Below are 17398 nucleotides of genomic sequence, written 5' to 3'. Positions count from 1 at the left end.
TTGTGGATAAAAACGGCGCACCGGTGACCAACATCACCAATCCGCTGACCGTGACCCTGGATAACGGCAAGACCATCACCATCGGCGTAAACCAATCGAGCGGTAGCGTTTCGGTTCTTGCTCCGGATGATGTGTACAAGGGCGACCAAACTGTCACCACCGCTATCAAGGGTGTGACCGGCGGCGAGCACTTTGAAAATCTGGTTCCAGGTACTACCCCGGTTAACACCACCGTTACGGACACACCGGGTACCGATAACACCACCACCGTTACGCTGACAGCGCCAAGTGCCGTTAACGAAGGTGGGCAGATTACGTACACCGCAACGCTTTCCAATAAAGCGGGCACTGATGTCACGCTGAAGTTAGATAACGGTTCGTCGATCACCATCAAGGCCGGCGAAACCGTCGGCACCGTGACTGTCCCTGCGCCTACCGATGACGTGTTTATCGATAAGAGCACGCAGACCGTCAAGATCACCGAGACCACTGGCGGCAACTTCGAAAAACTCGAAGTGGCAGGCAATGGCGCAACCACCACGATCAACGACACCATCGACAAAGTCGATGTGGTCCTGACCGCCACTACCACCGTCGGCGAAGGCGGCAACATCGTCTACACCGCCAGCCTTGTGGATAAGAACGGCGCACCGGTGACCAACATCACCAATCCGCTGACCGTGACCCTGGATAACGGCAAGACCATCACCATCGGTGTGAACCAATCGAGCGGTAGCGTTTCGGTTCTTGCTCCGGATGATGTGTACAAAGGCGACCAAACCGTCACCACCGCCATCAAAGGCGTGACCGGCGGCGAGCACTTCGAGAACCTGGTGCCGGGCACGACGGCGGTGAACACCACCGTCACCGACACACCAGGCTCCACCGACCTGACCACCGTTACCCTGACTGCCCCGACCGCGGTCAACGAAGGCGGCCAGATCACCTACACCGCCACCTTGAGCAACAAGGCCGGTAGCGACATGCTGGTCCAGCTCGACAACGGTTCGAGCATCACTATCAAGCAAGGTGAGACCGTGGGCACGGTGACCGTCCCGGCGCCTACCGATGACGTGTTCATCGACAAGAGCACCCAGACCGTCAAGATCACCGGCACCACCGGCGGCAATTTCGAGGGCGTGACCATCACACCTGCGGGCGCCACGACCACCATCAACGACACCATCGATGACGTGACCGTGGTACTCAAGGCCACTGGCTCGGTCAGCGAAGGCGGGCAGATCGTGTACACCGCGTCCCTGGTCGACAAGAACGGTGTGGCGGTGAACAACGTTGGCTCAGACCTGGTCGTCAAGCTGGATAACGGCTCGACCATTACCATCGGCAATGGCAAGTCCACCAGCTTCACCACCGCCACCGCACCTAACGATGCGTATGTCGGCGCCAATGACGTCACCACTAAAATCACGGGTGTGGTCAGCGGTGGCGACAAGTACGAACACTTGATCGTCGACGGCAGCACCGTGGTTACCAAAGTGACCGATGTGGTCAGCAACACCACCATCAGCATTACCGGCGATGCGTCGGTGACTGAAGGCGGTACGGCGCACTACACGCTGACCCTGAGCAACCCGCCGCAAACCGACGTGACCGTGACGCTCAAGTACAGCGGCACCGCTACCGACGGTTCAGACTTCAATGGCGTGTACACCGTGAAGATTCCGGCAGGCTCCAGCAGCGTACCGTTTGATATCCGCACGCTCGACGACAAGATCACCGAGCCGACGGAAAATATCGTCATCACCATCGACAAGACCACTGGCGGCAACTTCGAAAACCTGGTGGTCGGCAATGGCAGTGTTACCACCAACATCATCGACAATGATGCGCCGCCGGTCATCGATCTGGATGCCAACAACTCCAGCGGCGCCAGCGGTGCGGACTTCAAGACCACCTTCACCGAAGGCGGCACCGGTGTGTCAATTGCTGACACTGACATTAAGATCACCGACCCGGACAGCACCCAACTGACCGGCGCCACCGTGGTATTGACCAACAGCCAGCCAGGCGACTCGCTGAACTTCAGCGGCGTGAGCGGCATCACCGTGACCCCGACTACCGACCCTGTGACCGGTAAAATCACCTTGACCCTGACCGGGACGGCGTCGCTGGCCGACTACATGCAGCAGATCAAGAACATCACGTTCACCAACAACAGCCACGACCCGAGCACCACGCCGCGCACCATCACCGTGACGGTGACCGATGGCGGCAACTACTCCAACGTGGCTACCACCACCGTCAACGTGGTAGCAGTCAACGATGCACCAGTGGCCACTGGCGGTGCCGTGACCGGTACGGAAGACACCGCGCTGGCCCTGACCTGGGCCAACTTCGGCGTGAGCGATGTGGACTCGCCACAAGCCAGCCTCGGGGTGAAAATCACCGAGCTGCCGGTAGCCGGCAAGCTGCAATACCTGGCGGCGGACGGCAGCACCTGGACCAACGTGACCAGCGGCCAGACCTTTACCAAGGCTCAGATCGATGGCGGCCAACTGCGCTTTACGCCGAACGCCAACGAGTCCGGCGCCGACGGTTATGGCGGCACTGGCGTGGGTAACAAGCAGGCGGATTACGCGCAGTTCAAGTTCCAACCAACCGATGGCAAGGACCTGGGTACCAGCGCCACGGTGAAAGTCGATATCACGCCGGTAGCCGACGCGCCGACCCTGAGCGTGGCAGACAACAACGTTGCCTCCACCGGCCTGGTCAAACAGGGCTGGAACAGCATTGCCGGCCTCGGCAACAACGGCAACGGCGCTGCACCGGACGTGCTGAAAAAAGCCATCGATAACGCGGGCACGCCGAACAACACCTCGGTGGTGACCAACGTCGAGTCTGTCGACAACGTCGCCGCCGGCTCTGGCTCAAAAATCTCCGGCCTGATCTACATGGAAGCCGGCAAGAGCTACACCTTCAGCGGCATCGCCGATGACAGCGTGGTGGTCAACGTTGGCGGTAAAGACGTTGCCAGCGGTTTGTGGGGCACCAACAGCGGCAAGTTCAGCGGCTCGTTCACGCCAACCACCACCGGTTACTACAGCCTTGAGATCTACCAGGCCAACCAGGCGGGCCCAGGCAGCTTCGACGTTAACCTGTCGATCAACGGCGGGGCGGTGCAGAACCTGAGCACCAGCACCGTGCCGTTGTACACCGGCCTTACCGACCTGACCAACGCCGGCGTCACCGTATCCGACCTGCATGGCAGCAACGGTGACGGTTACTACGTGGGCTACAAGCTCAACGAAGGCCAGGAGAACGGGACGGTCAAACTGTCCAAGGTCACCACCGCGCTGACCGACACCGACGGCTCCGAAACCCTGAGCGTGAAGATCAGCGGCATTCCGGCAGGCTCGGTGCTCACCGACGCATCGGGGCACACCTTTACCGCGGGTAAAACCGTGGGCGAAGTGAATGTCACCGGCTGGGACCTGAACACCCTGACCATCAAGCCGCCGACCTACTACAGCGGCCAGTTCAACCTGACGGTCACCTCGACCTCCACCGAAAGCATTGGTGGTTCGGCGACTACCACCGCGCAGTTGCCAGTCACGGTGCACCCGGCGACCTACAACCCGGTCACCGGCACCTCAGGCAGCGACACCATCAATGGCAGCGATGGCAACGACATCGTCGTGGCCGACGTCGCCGGCCTGAACGTGGTGCAGGGCAAGAACTACAACATCGCGTTCATGATCGATACGTCGGGCAGTATGGGCGCGAGCTCGATAGCGGCGGCGAAAGCCTCGCTGACCACCACGTTCAACTCGCTGAAAAACAGTATCGGCTCCAGCACCTCTGGCACCGTGAACATCTTCCTGGCGGACTTCAGTGACCAGGTCAATCGCACGGTGACAGTCAACCTGAAAGACCCAGGTGCGTTGGATTCGCTGCAGAAAGTCCTGAATTCCATGGTGTCTACCGGCGGGACCAACTACGAAGATGTGTTCAAGGCCGCGTCCAACTTCTTCAAAAGTGCCCAGGCGACTGGCAACACAGACGCAATCAACACAACGTACTTCATCACCGATGGCCAGCCGACGTTTTACCAAGCGGCCGAGCAGACCAACCCGTACTTGTACGGCAACGTCAGGCTCGATGATGTCGTCACCATGAACAACTACACCATAGGCACCGCCACCCGGATCAACATCGACTCGAGTCACTTAATTGATATCGACTCTGCTGGCAAGGTAACCCTGTGGACCAACAACTGGTGGGGCTGGGGGCAGTCCAACCCGGGAACAATCCATGCCCAAGGGGATGGCACCTATGAAATATCGGTACAAGGCGGCCTCGGGTACGAGACCGACTACTCCACCACCCTCAACTCCAACAGCGCGTTCGCACTGCTCAAAGGCCTGTCCACAGGTGGCGTAGAAGCCATCGGCCTCAACAGCGGGGTCAGCTTGAACCAGCTGGCTCCGTACGACAGCGATGGCAAGCCGCAAGCCAACATCGATCCGAAGGACCTGGCCAACGCGATCCTCGGCCACACCGAGGCGACGTTGCCTGGCGCAGACACCGTCATCGGGGGTGATGGCAACGACATCCTGTTCGGCGACCTGGTGAGCTTCAGCGGGATCAATGGCGAGGGTTACAACGCACTGCAGGCCTTTGTCGCACAGAAGACCGGCGTGGCTGTCTCGGCAGTGACTGCCTCTAACGTTCACCAGTACGTCACCGAGCACTATGTGGACTTCGACGTCTCCGGCGCCAAAGATGCCGGCGACACACTGTTGGGCGGCGCTGGCGATGACATCTTGTTCGGCCAAGGCGGCAACGACACGCTCGATGGCGGCAAAGGCAATGACATCCTGCTGGGTGGCACGGGTAACGACACGTTGATTGGCGGCCAGGGCAACGACATCCTGATCGGTGGCTCGGGGGCCGACACCTTTGTGTGGAAGTCTGGCGACATCGGCAACGATGTGATCAAGGACTTCAAGGCCTCGGAAGGCGACCGCATCGATCTGCGCGATTTGTTGAAAGGTGAAACCGACAGCACCATCGACAACTACCTCAAGATCACCACGGTAGACGGCGTGTCGACCCTGCAAGTGAGCAGTGAAGGCAAGCTCAACGCCGCCGGTGGCCTGGCCAATGCCGATGTGACGATCAAGCTGGAAGGCAACGATTGGTCCCACACCAGCATCAACTCGCTGATCAGTGGTGCCGACCCGACCATCAAGATCGACCACACTTAAGACACGATTAATCGGCCGCCCTTTCAGGCGGCCGTTTTTTTTGGCCTGCGGGTGGCTGGCCCTGGCGGACGGGGCATCGCATACTCACGCCCATACACGCCGCGTTGACCTATGCTGTTGAACGTCTGTGGCGCATTTTCGAGGGGTTGTTATGTTTTACGTGCAACGTGATGCACAGGGCGCGCTGGTTCGCGTAGAGGCTGCTGCCTTTACCGAATCCACTGAAACCCTGCCGGCCGATCACCATGAGATACAGGCCTGGTACGCCAACGAAGTGGTGGAAACCAGCCTGGCCCAGCTCAAACAGAGCGACTTGGAGATGATCCGGGTGCTGGATGACTTGATCCAGGTGCTGACCCGCAAGGGGGTGATCAGCGTGACCGACCTGCCGCCGGCAGCCCAGGCCAAGTTGATGGACCGTAACCAGGCGCGGGAAGCGTTGGGTGGGTTGAGCCAGTTGATCGATGATGACGAGAAAGGATTGATTTAATCCAACCGCTCCTACGCACTGTAGGAGCGAGCTTGCTCGCGAAAAAACTGGGATCACCACGGGTGTCAGGCTTTGCGCGTTATCGTTGGCGATCTTCGCGAGCAAGCTCGCTCCTACAGGTAATTATTTCCAGGGTGCGGGTTCGCCAAACAGTTGGCCCTGCACACCGAAAATCCCCATCTCACAAATCACCTTCAGTTCGCCCTCGGTCTCTACACGCTCGGCAATCAGCGGCAGGTCGATGCTATGGGCCGCTCGCTGGATGGCCTCGATAAACAGGCGCTTGTCACTTTCCTGGTCGATGGCGCGAATGTAGCTGCCGTCGATCTTCAGATAAGCCAGGCCCAGGCGCGCCAGGTTGCCGATCATGCTGAACCGCCCACCGAAACGTTGCAGGCTGAGGGAGAAGCCTAGCTCGCGCAGGCGCTGGGTCATCTGTTCCAGCACGTGCTGCTCAGGCAATTGCTCTTCACCGATCTCCAGGGTGAGGCGCGGGCCCAGGTTGCTGTGCTGGCGTAGCAGGTCATAAATGCGGTTCAGGGCCTGGGGGTCCTGCAGGGTCGCGGCCGAGAGGTTCAGCGCCAGGTTCTCGGTGTGGCTGCTCATCTGCTTGAGCACCTGCTCCAGCATCAGGCGGTCCAGGCGGGCCGACCAACCGAAGCGCTCAAGCCACGGCAGGAAGCGCCCGGCCGGTATGGTGTGGCCGTCTTCGTCTTGCAAGCGCGACAGCACTTTGTAGTGCAAGACCAACTGTGGGTCCTGGCTGGCCACCACCGGCTGGAAATACAGCTGGAAGCGCTGCTGGGTCAGGGCCTGGTCCAACAAGGTATGCCAGGCATGGTGATCGTCTCCCACGCTGGCGGCGGCGCTGCGGTCCAGGCACACCCAACTGGTGTCTCCCTGCGCTTGGGCCTGGGCCAGGGCCTGGTCGGCCAGGGTCAACAGGGCTTGGGGCGCGTCGCCATGGCTGAACGGTGCCAGGCCGATATAGGCGACCGGTGTAACGTCGCTGGCACCGGTCGCTTGCAGGCTGAGCAAGGTGCTTTCCAGGTTTTGCGCCAGTTGCACCGCTTCTTCACGCATCAACCCTGGCGCCAGCACGGCGAACTCACCGCCACGAATACGGGTAACGAGGTTATGGGTTTCCGGGTACGGCTCGCACTGGCGCAGCAGTTGTTCGCCAACCGCTTGCAGCAACTGGTCGGTACGCTGGCCGCCCAGGCGCTGGTTGAGGCCAGCCAGGTCCTTGACCCGCAGCAACAGAAGGTAACCAGAGTTGGTCTCTTCCGGGTTACTGACGCGGGCGTTGAGCTGCATCTCGAAATAACGGCGGTTGGCGAGGCCGGTGAGGTTGTCCTGGTAGGATTCGGTGCGCAGTTTTTCGCTACGCTCAGCCTGCTCCTGGAAGAGCGCCTTGAGCTTTTCCACCATCTGGTTCATGGCCTGTACCACGCGCCGCAGCTCTGGCGTGCGGGGCAGGTCCGGCAGGCTGAGGAACTCACGGCGGGCAATGGCGTGGGATTGCTTGACCATATAGTCCAACGGCTTCAGTTGCCGGCGCAGCAGCAGCCCACCGAGCACCACACTGACCGCGCCGCACAGCAGCAACCAGCCCAGGCTGCCCAGGGCGCTTTGCCAGAGCTTGGCCAGGGCGAACATCGGATGGCTGACCACTTCTACCCTTGCGGCCTGTTCCCAGCCACGGCTGACCAACGCATCACCACCGGCCGGCTCCAGGCCGATCAGCTTGACGAACCAGTTGGGCACGCCGTTGTTGTCGGGAATACCGCTGCGCTCGACGATGGTTTTGTCGGTGGCCAGGTCCACGACGCGGATGCTGGCGTAGTAACCGCTGTCGAAGATCGAGCTGACCAGCAGCTCCACCATGGCCGGGTCGTCGATATTCGGAGTCAGCGACAACGCCAACGCCGTTGCGGCATCCTGGGCGTGGGAGCGCAGTTGGTTGACGTACTGGGTGCGCGAGCTTTCCAGGCTGACCATGAAGCTGCCGCTGAAGGCGACCACCAGGAACAGACAGATTGCGATCAATAGCTGTTTGAACAGAGACATCCGATCAGTTACTCCTAGTTGGCAGGCTCGGCTGGAAAGCCTTCCGCACGCATTTTTCTCAACACATCCTGCCAGCGCGACAGGCGTTTGGTATCACCGACTTTCTTGTTGCCCTTGGCACCGGGCAAGTACAGCCCCTCGGCGTTGAATGAGTACACCGGGACCAGATCGGTGCGACGGGTGGCCGGCAGGATCTCATCCATCAGGCTGTCGAGCACCAGTGGTACGGCGTCGGGGGTCGAGTAATAGGTCAGGACCATGTGCGCTCGATTCTGCCGCAGGGCCTTGACGTACGTGATGCGCAGTTTGTCGCTGGATACCCCCAGATGACGCAAACTGAAATACTTTGCGATGGCGTAGTCTTCGCAGTCACCGGCGCCTTTCCAGAGTGCTTCGACGGGTGTCTCCCAATAATCGACAACGTGCCAGAGATCGATGTCTTCCACGTAGGTCATTTGCTTGTTGAAGAACAAATTGACGACCTTGAGCTGCTCCTGCTCGCTGACCTGTTTTTCGCTCGCCAACAGCCGCTGCCAGGCGTCGATACGCTGCTGGCCTTGGCCCAACGGCCCGTAGACGGCGGTGGCCTTGCGGCTGATCTGCGAGAAATCCCAATCGGCACGTAGCCCGCCGAGCATCAGGCCAGCCAGTAAAATTGCTGATAAAAGCCAGCAAAGCAGTCGATAGGGAATAAAACTTACCGCCAAAGTGTTCAGTCCATGAAAGAGACGGAATTTCAACGAATGGTGAAGCCTGGCCCTACAAAAAACAATGGCACAGTGCAATCATTCGCGGGAGCCCCGTTTTTATAACCGCCCCTTGTGAGAGACACAAAGTATGCTGTGTAAGCCCTTACAAACGGAAACTTTGGCTGTTTGACAAGCGCCTGGCCCATCTTTAGTGTTCTTTGGATCCAATTAGCCAAACTATTATTCAAAAAGGGAGGATAGCGCAACCGTGACGCAGAAGCCGAACCCATTAAGCAGCATCAAAATCAGCGGGCCTATTCCCGCCCATCTTGCGCGCTCCGTTATTGAAGAAACCTTGCGTAATGCCATCCTCGATGGGCGATTGCCCTGTGGCACCGCCATGCGCCAGCAAGAACTGGCCAGCCTGTTCGGCGTCAGCCGCATGCCCGTGCGCGAAGCCTTGCGCCAGCTGGAGGCGCAATCCTTACTGCATGTGGTGACTCACAAGGGTGCCGTCGTCGCCCCCCTGATCGAGGACAATTCGGCTGAGACCTATGCCTTGCGCATGCTGCTGGAGTCCGAGGCCCTACGCCTGTCGATTCCGTTGCTCACCGACGCGGACCTTGCTCAAGCCGAGGCCTGTATCAATGCACTGGAAAGCGAAAAAGACTACACCGAGATTGGTCGGCTCAATCGCCTGTTTCACATGGTGTTGTACGGCAAGGCGCCCAACCAGCGGCTACTCACTCTGGTCGAGCACGGATTGAATGAGGAGGAGCGCTTTCTGCGCTTCAACCTTGAAGCGATGGGGCTGGGCGAGACTTCCCAGGAGGATCACCGCGAACTGCTGAGCCTGGTAGCGCAGAAGAAGGTCGAGGAGAGCATCCTGACGCTGCGTAACCACTTGATGCGAGGCATGGAGGTAATCGCGACCTACCTCAGGGGCCTTGAGAGCGCCGACAAAAAAGCCGGGTAGTCGGTTTTTTTCGCTTGAGCCCTTAATACTTACGTGACGGAGCAACTTCCCTATCCGGATTGTTGCCCCGTCAGACATATTAAAAAAATCAACTAAAGGACAATTAACGCCGACTTAGCGCACGGAAAAATCCCACCTACAACCTGGCAACTTACCGCACATATAAACATCCGCAAAGTCCTTTAATACATTTGTATACCGGTTCAAACATTCAATCAGCTTATTATCTTCGTCCAGCAAGCTCCGCTTTCACAAACCGCTGCGACCGCCTATTTAAAAGGCAGCGTCGTGCGCGTGGTCGCGACCAAGTTACTCTTACATCCACAACTATAATATTCCAACACTGCTTTTACAGCACTCGCAACAACTATAGGCGTCAACATGCATCAATATTTACTTGAGCAAAAAAAACAAAAACTGTTCGGCCACCCGTTATTTATAGAAATAACCACTCTTGGCAAGTTACAACACTTTATGCAATACCATGTATTTGCTGTGTGGGACTTCATGAGCCTGACCAAACGTCTGCAACAGGACCTGACCGGCACGCAACTGCCCTGGCTCCCCTGCGCTGACCCGCACGCTGCCCGCCTGATCAATGAAATCGTATTGGCGGAAGAGTCGGACGAGCACCCGACACGGGGCTATTGCAGCCACTTCGAGCTGTACCTGGACGCCATGACGGAAGTGGGCGCCAGCACTGTCGCAATCACCCGCTTTATCGAGTTGCAAAGCCAGGGAGTGGAGGTAAGCGCAGCGTTGCAAATGATCGGTGCGCCTCAGGGCGTGGCCCGCTTCGTCGACAGCACCTTACAAATCGCCTTGAGCGCCCCGACCCACTGTGTGGCGGCGGCGTTCCTGCATGGCCGCGAGAGTGTAATTCCGTCTATGTTCCAGAGGCTTTTGCATAGCCATGCTTTCATAGGTCGGCAGGCCCCTACGTTATGTCACTACCTCAGCCGCCATATCGAAATGGACAGCGATGATCACGGGCCTGCGGCGCATCAGTTGCTACAGCGTCTGTTCGAAGCAGACCCCAGCCGTCAGAGACAGGCCGATAACGCCGCCCTGGGCGCCGTGGAGAGTCGTATAACCCTCTGGGACGACGTACTGGCCTCGATGCAAGAGGTACGCCCGTGAACGCCGCCCACTACCAATCCTTTGCCGATGACTGGGAGCGTCGCGCAACCATCCGCACACGCCCCCGGCGGATGTTGGAAGACGACGACAAACTCATCTTCCCCCTGTGCCGCCAGCCTCTGGTGCTGAGTGCAACCTTTCTCAAGCACTGCCCACAATGGCGCGACTTCGTACTGATGCAAAGCTTCTATAAATTCATCAATGACGTGGTGATTTTCGAAACCGAGATCGTCGACAAAACCGCGCGCAGCATCGCTAAAAATCGCTTCTCCCTGCCCTTCCCGCTCGCCTGCCGCTACGACGCGATGACAGTCGTTGTCGACGAGGATTACCACGCGCTGGTCGCGCTGGATTTTCTGCAGCAAGCCGTGGAGATGACCGGAATCCAACCGCTTGATCTACCCGGGCAAATTGAATTGGGCCGCGCGCTGCCGGCAGCCCAGGCGCAGGTACCGGTATGTTTGCACGATGCCGTTGAGTTGATCGGCGTCGCCATCGCTGAGAACACCGTCACCCATGACGTCGCAGCATTTTCCAAAGACGGCAGCGTCAAATCTTCTGTCCGCGGCCTGATGGCCGATCATCTGTTTGATGAAGGGCGGCATGCGCGGTTCTGGACACAGTTGGTGCGTCTCTACTGGCAGTCGGCAAGCCCGCAAGATCGCGACCACATTGCCCAAGCCCTGCCCGTGTTCCTGACGCACTACCTGACCAACGACCTACAAAAAGACTTCGATCTGCAACTGATCGAACACTTGGTTATCAGTGCCGACGCTCGCCTGGCATTGCGCGATGAAATCCAGGCGCTGGACTTTCCCATCACCCATCAACATCCGCTGGTGACCAATATCATGGGCTTTCTGCACCACAGCGGTGTCCTGCAAACCCCTAGCGTGGCACGAGCCCTGAGCGACTACCTGCCCGTAGCGAGGAAGTTGGCATGAGGCGCTTGCAGATCGAGTGGCGTGGCACCAGTAAAGCTCTGGAGGCGCTCAAGCAGGAGCTGGAGCAATATGGGCATGTGGCAGGAGCGGGGTCTATCGACCTGATGATTGACGACGGGAGTCAGCCGCTGCCGCCCTCGCCCACCAGTGCGCCTTGGTTAAGCTTGCGCGTGGGTATCGGCCCGCTCTGCGAACACGGGCTGCCCTTACTGCAGTTGCGCTGCTATGACCGCGAGCGGCGCCTGCTAGCTGTGCAATACGTTGCCCAGGAGCCCAGCGGCAATGGGCAGCGGTTGCGCCAGCAGGCAACGGATGCATTGGTGGAATGCGCTGCTTTGTTGGTCTGCGGTTTCTCAAGAGATCCCGCTTATTTCTCGGCAACGGCCACTGCTAACGCCTGGCCTGAACAGAGTCTGCAAGAGCTGGATGCCTTGGCTTTCATGCACCGGTTCAACCACACGGCGGACTCTGCCTTACTGCACGCGGCCCGAACGCCCATGATCGAACGGCTGCAGGCCAGCCTCAATACCTTCGCACATCGAACAGTGCTGAACACCGCCGGTCATGCGCTGACTTATCGGCAGCTCCAGCAACAAGCCATGGCTATTCAACAACGCCTGCTTCCCTTGCTGGAGGATGCCGAGGCTCCACAAGTGGTCGGCGTATGCCTGGAGAAATCCGCCGAGTTGTACGCCAGCATTCTCGCGGTGCTTGGCTGTGGCGCCGTGTATTTGCCGCTGGTGCCTGACCACCCGGAGCAACGCCAGCACTGCATGCTGACCAGCCTCAAGGCCTGTGTGCTGCTGGAGAATGGCCAGCACCCATTGCGAGAGCGTTTCGTTTCACTTGATGTGAGCCAGGTTGCCGCGCACAGCGCCGACATGACGCAACCGCTGATGCGCCGTCATCCCCGTGCCGACGAGCCGTGCGTGGCACTGTTCACCTCGGGTACGACGGGCCAGCCCAAGGGGGTACTGCTGAGCCAATACAACCTGGCGCATTTCACGGCCTGGCTCGTCAGTTGCGTGGCGTTGGATCAACACAGCCGCGTCCTGCAGTTTTCGCCGCTGGGCTTCGATTCGTCACTGATCGATATTTTCCCGACCTTGGTCGCCGGCGCCGAGTTGATCGTCCCCACCCCAGACCAACGTCACGACCCTCAGCAACTGCTAGAGCTGATTCGCCAGCAACGCGTCACGCATGGGTTCGTGCCACCGGCGCTGCTCAGTATCCTGCCGCTGGATCAGCCATTGGGCATGACCCATCTGCTGACCGGAGGTGATTTCTGCGAGCCCTGCGTGATCGAACAACTGGCCGGTCAATGCCAGTTGCATAACCTCTATGGGCCGACCGAGGCCACTGTGCTGGCGACCCATCGAGTATTCCAACGGGGCGACAGCCATCGCAATGTCGGACTTCCCATCGCCAACAGCCAGGTGCTGATTCTCGACGAGAACCTGCAGCCCGTGGATGAACAGGTAATGGGCGACTTGTACATTGTCGGTCCCGGAGTAAGCCTGGGTTATTCGAATACACCGTCCCTGGCCGACAATCCGTTCGTGGCACTGACACTGCCCAATGGGCAAGTGCTGCAGGCTTATCGCAGCGGCGACTTGGCGAAATGGACGCAAGTAGGCATCGAGCTGGGCGGCCGTCGGGATGAGCAAGTCAAGATCCGCGGGTTTCGAGTTCAGCCTCGGGATATTGAACAGTGCTTGCGCGATAGTCGCTTGTTTCGCCAAGTGGCAGTGGTGATCGATGCGGCACACAGAGTCATCGGGTTTGTCACCCAGCCAGAACCTGGCGCTACGCTGGCAAGCCTGAAGGAATACGCTCGGCAATGGTTGCCCGTGCACATGCAGCCAAGCGCTTGGAGCGAGCTGGCAGGCATGCCCCGTTCGAATAACGGCAAGATTGATCGCAAGGCCTTACTGGCCATGCCAATAACTACACCCGTCGGGGTGAGCCGCTGCCGCGTACAAGACCCTTTGCAGGCACAACTGGCTGACCTGTGGGGTGAACTGTTGGGATTACCCGCTGGCGACCTCTCGATCGATGAGAGTTTTTTCAACCTCGGTGGCCACTCCATCCTGTTGTCGACCCTGTTGCTACGCCTGCGCGAGCAGTTTGGTCGTAGCTTCTGCCTGAGCCCCTTTTTTGAGACGCCGACCATCCGCACATTGGCCGCACTCATGGATGGCGGCACGCTGCCGGATACCCGGTCCAACCAGATGGAGCAAGACGCGACGCGAGCACTGGAGGTCGAGACGCTGCCCGCGGCCCTTGCGGGAGACACGCGCAAAGCCATCGTCACCGGGGCGAACAGCTTTGTCGGGGTGCATATCGTCCAGGCACTGCTGGCTGGCGGCGCGCAGGACGTGGCGTGCCTGGTGCGTGAGTTACCCGGCCATAAGGCGGCGGCAAGGTTCGCCCAGGCGTTGCGTGAATACCGCTTGGAAGATCTGGACCTGAGCCGAGTGCAGGTATACGCCGCTGATATTCGTAAACCCCGCCTGGGCTTGGCCGATGACGTGTACGAGCACCTGGCCCGCCATTACGGCGTGGTGGTGCATAACGCCGCGCAGGTCAATCATGTGATGGATTACGCCTCACTCGCCAAGGACAACGTCGAACCGGTGCTGGAGTGCCTGCGTCTTTGCGAGACCCATTGCAAGAAGGTCCTCAATTTCATCTCGACGCTCTCAGCCTGCAGCAGCGTGGACGCCGATGGGTACGTGCTTGAAACGCCTGCCCGGCGCACACTGCCGCTCTACGTGAAAAATGGCTACAACCTTTCCAAGTGGGTCGCCGAGCGGCTATTAGGACGAGCAGTCGAGCAAGGGGCCTGGGTTAATATTCATCGTCCGGGGAATATCAGCTTCAATAGCCAGAACGGTGTTTGTCAGCCACAGAAAAACCGCTTGCTGTTGATGCTCAAGGGGTCTCTGCAATTGGGGCTCGTCCCGCGACTGGAGGCCAATTTCGATCTGATGCCGGTGGACTTCCTGGCGCGTTTCATCGCTTTCCATAGCGCTCATTTTGACACCGAGCGAAACGTGTTCAACTTGCACAATCCGCAGCCCTTGAATTGGGATCAGTACCTCGATGCCTTCAGCGAGGCTGGGCACGTTTTTGACCGAGTCAGCGTTGAAGAGTGGCAACGAGCGTTGCGCAAAGTGAGCCGTGATAACGCCCTGTTCGGGGTGCTGGGCTTTTATCTGGACGGGCTGGGCGAAGACATCGGTGACACGTCGATGATCCGTTACGACAATGCCCGGTGGGGCTTGGAAAAAATGGGGATGTGCTATCCACCCAAGAGCCAGGCGCTGTTACGCAAAGGCTGCGACTATCTGAGCGCTATTAGCTTCCTCTGAATAGCACCGTGGACGCAGGGCCAAGCAGTCGGAGCGAGTGGCCTCGCTCCGATGCAGTCAGGATCAGATCTTGAAGCTATCGACCAATTGCTTCAATCGGCTGGCCTGCTGGGACAGCGCATCGCAGTCCTTGAGCGTTTCGTTGAGGTTGGCCACACCTTGCTGGTTCAAGAGGTTGATCTGGTTGATATCGACGTTGAGGGTTTCAACCACTGCGGTCTGCTCTTCAGTCGCGGCCGCAACGGATTGGTTCATGCCATCAATCTCAACGATACGTTGCGTCACGCTGACCAAGCGCTCACCTGCCTGGTTGGCGACTTCAACACTTTCTTCGCTGGAAGCCTGGCTGGCGTTCATGGTGGTCACGGCTTCACGAGAGCCCACTTGCAGCGAGGTGATCATCTTGTGGATTTCTTCTGCCGACTCCTGGGTACGGTGCGCCAAATTACGCACTTCATCCGCCACCACGGCAAAACCACGCCCGGCTTCACCAGCACGGGCCGCTTCGATCGCCGCGTTGAGGGCTAGCAGGTTGGTTTGTTGGGAAATGCCTTTGATCACATCCAGGATGTGCCCGATGTTATCGGTACTGGCATTGAGGGTTTCGATCTGAGTGCAAGACAGGCTGATTTTTTGCGACAACTCAGACATCGCCTGGATGGTTTGTTCCACCACTTTACGACCATCGTCAGCTTGTTCGCTGGCACCACTGGCGTGCTGGGACGCATCAGCGGCGTTACGCGCGATTTCCTGGGTGGCAGCACCCAGTTCGTTGATGGCTGCAGCCACGCTGTTGGTACGTGCGCTCTGTTCGTCAGAGCCGATGATCGACGCATTCGATGAAGCCATCACACGCTGGGACAAATCGTGCACCTGGCGTGTTGCCGAAGACACTTCGGAAATCGATGCGTGGATTCGCTCGACGAACTGGTTGAATGCGCTGCCGACCTCACCGAACTCGTCTTTGCTGGTCACGTCCAGACGTCGGGTCAAATCACCTTCGCCTTGGGCAATGTCCTGCATGGCCACGCCCATGGTGGTCAGCGGGCGCAACAGTACTTGAATCAACAGGCTCAGGAGCACCGCAATGGCCACAACGGCGATCAACATCGCAATCAAGGCCGAAGTGCGGAATTTGCCTAGTGGGGCATAGGCTTTTTCTTTGTCGATCGACAGGCCTATGTACCAGTCAGCGCCAGGCAAGCCGCTGATAGGCGTGAAAGAGAGGATGCGATCCTGTCCTTTGAGTACGACGTCCTGATTGAGCTTCTCAATGCGCACGTTGGTGCCAGGGTAGATGTCCTTGAGGTTCTTCATCACCTGGTCCTGGTCCGGACTGACGATGACCTGGCCATCGCCGCTGACCAGAAACGCATGGCCGATACCACCGAAGTCTACCGAGTTGATGATCTTCACCAGTGTCTGCAGGCTCAGGTCACCACCGACAACACCCAACAACTCGCCGTTCTTTTTCACCGGCATGGCAATTGTCACGATCTGACCGCCCACAGCCGCCATATAAGGCGGAGTAAGCATGGTTTTGTCCGCGAGTACTGCTTGCTTGTACCAAGGGCGCTGACGAGGGTCGTAGTCGTCAGGCATCTTCGCGTCAGGGCGCTGGGTGAATACCCCGTTGGCTTGTCCCACATAGGTGAACTGGAAGTTGCTGGTAAGCGCTGGTTGATCGACCAAACCAGGAAGATCGGCGGCGCTGCCCTGGTGGGCAACGTTTTGCGCCAGGTTCTCGAGAACCAGGATGCGACCACTGAGCCAGTTCTGCACACTGCTGGCAGTGAGCTCGCCGGATTGCTGGATGGACGAAGTGAGGTTTTGCCTGATGGTGCTGCGCTGCAGATAGTCGTTGTAGAGCGTGAATAGCGCAAAGGCTAAAACCACGACGCCTGACGCGGCCAACAGAATTTTATGACTGAACTTGAGATTCATTTCATCGACTTCTTTTGCCAAAGGGGGGTGAGCGTGCCGAGTGGAACATTCCATGTAACGGGATAGGCGGACTCTGCGGTCGCTCTATTTCGGTGCACGCATGGCTCGTCAGGCTTTCGGCCAAACTTCGACAAATCTTAGGAATTTGTGAGAAGCATCTTCTTTTAGCGTAGGAAACCGACAGGCGGTAAGTGTCGCGTAGATGGGCTGTGACGGGCCGCCCTAAACGACAAAACCCCTGTCTGCGTTAGCAGACAGGGGTTTCGGAATTCAATCTTGACGATGACCTACTCTCACATGGGGAAACCCCACACTACCATCGGCGATGCATCGTTTCACTGCTGAGTTCGGGATGGGATCAGGTGGTTCCAATGCTCTATGGTCGTCAAGAAATTCTGTGTACCAGACCGTTGGGTTGGCAACGTGCCGGTGAAATTCATGAGCTTCTACATAAACAAAACCCCAACTGCTTTCGCAATTGGGGTTTCGGAATTTAATCTTGACGATGACCTACTCTCACATGGGGAAACCCCACACTACCAT

General features: G+C 58.5%; 8 protein-coding genes, 1 rRNA gene and 1 pseudogene. 6 read left to right on the top strand and 4 right to left on the bottom strand.

From position 1 onward, the window contains the following. Positions 1-5228: pseudogene (locus E1K68_RS27185) on the top strand (LapA family giant adhesin); the annotation flags it as partial. A 151-nt stretch (positions 5229-5379) separates the two neighbouring features. Beyond that, the gene (locus tag E1K68_RS27180; protein WP_003187438.1) at positions 5380-5718 is read left to right on the top strand and encodes a hypothetical protein; all 339 of its coding nucleotides are present in this window, start codon (positions 5380-5382) and stop codon (positions 5716-5718) included. A 123-nt stretch (positions 5719-5841) separates the two neighbouring features. Here E1K68_RS27180 and lapD read toward each other — a convergent pair whose 3' ends face one another. Beyond that, complete coding sequence (lapD, locus tag E1K68_RS27175) at positions 5842-7788, bottom strand: cyclic di-GMP receptor LapD (protein ID WP_034134480.1); 1947 nt, start codon at positions 7786-7788, stop codon at positions 5842-5844. Between the two features lie 14 nt (positions 7789-7802). Beyond that, positions 7803-8495 (bottom strand): cysteine protease LapG, encoded by a 693-nt coding sequence (lapG, locus tag E1K68_RS27170; protein WP_034134479.1) that lies wholly within the window; start codon positions 8493-8495, stop codon positions 7803-7805. Between the two features lie 250 nt (positions 8496-8745). On the opposite strand from lapG, the gene E1K68_RS27165 reads away from it, so the two are divergent. The 4 genes from E1K68_RS27165 to E1K68_RS27150 all read left to right on the top strand — a co-directional run bounded on the left by E1K68_RS27165 (position 8746) and on the right by E1K68_RS27150 (position 14911). Beyond that, positions 8746-9453 (top strand): GntR family transcriptional regulator, encoded by a 708-nt coding sequence (locus E1K68_RS27165; protein ID WP_003187432.1) that lies wholly within the window; start codon positions 8746-8748, stop codon positions 9451-9453. Between the two features lie 381 nt (positions 9454-9834). After that, on the top strand, positions 9835-10593 hold the full coding sequence (locus tag E1K68_RS27160) for a DUF3050 domain-containing protein (protein ID WP_003187430.1): 759 nt from the start codon (positions 9835-9837) through the stop codon (positions 10591-10593). Then, complete coding sequence (locus tag E1K68_RS27155; RefSeq protein WP_003187429.1) at positions 10590-11537, top strand: diiron oxygenase; 948 nt, start codon at positions 10590-10592, stop codon at positions 11535-11537. Before E1K68_RS27160 ends, E1K68_RS27155 begins: the two co-directional genes overlap by 4 nt. After that, on the top strand, positions 11534-14911 hold the full coding sequence (locus tag E1K68_RS27150; protein WP_212614938.1) for an amino acid adenylation domain-containing protein: 3378 nt from the start codon (positions 11534-11536) through the stop codon (positions 14909-14911). The genes E1K68_RS27155 and E1K68_RS27150 overlap by 4 nt, the downstream gene beginning before the upstream one ends. A 63-nt stretch (positions 14912-14974) precedes the next feature. Here E1K68_RS27150 and E1K68_RS27145 read toward each other — a convergent pair whose 3' ends face one another. Both E1K68_RS27145 and rrf read right to left on the bottom strand, forming a co-directional pair. Then, complete coding sequence (locus tag E1K68_RS27145; protein ID WP_003187426.1) at positions 14975-16855, bottom strand: methyl-accepting chemotaxis protein; 1881 nt, start codon at positions 16853-16855, stop codon at positions 14975-14977. A gap of 274 nt (positions 16856-17129) precedes the next feature. Next, positions 17130-17245, bottom strand: a 5S ribosomal RNA gene (gene rrf / locus E1K68_RS27140). Positions 17246-17398: the final 153 nt, after the last annotated feature.

This window comes from Pseudomonas sp. B2021 (assembly GCF_018135665.1).
GTDB lineage: Bacteria > Pseudomonadota > Gammaproteobacteria > Pseudomonadales > Pseudomonadaceae > Aquipseudomonas > Aquipseudomonas lactis.
Note: the sequence above shows the minus strand (reverse complement) of the source record. Positions and strands in the feature narration are given on the sequence as shown.

Coding starts and splice junctions, on each gene's coding strand:
- E1K68_RS27150 (WP_212614938.1), top strand. CDS start 11,534: ATGAGGCGCTTGCAGATCGAGTGGCGTGGCACCAGTAAAGCTCTGGAG.
- lapD (WP_034134480.1), bottom strand. CDS start 7,788: ATGTCTCTGTTCAAACAGCTATTGATCGCAATCTGTCTGTTCCTGGTG.
- E1K68_RS27145 (WP_003187426.1), bottom strand. CDS start 16,855: ATGAATCTCAAGTTCAGTCATAAAATTCTGTTGGCCGCGTCAGGCGTC.
- E1K68_RS27180 (WP_003187438.1), top strand. CDS start 5,380: ATGTTTTACGTGCAACGTGATGCACAGGGCGCGCTGGTTCGCGTAGAG.
- E1K68_RS27160 (WP_003187430.1), top strand. CDS start 9,835: ATGCATCAATATTTACTTGAGCAAAAAAAACAAAAACTGTTCGGCCAC.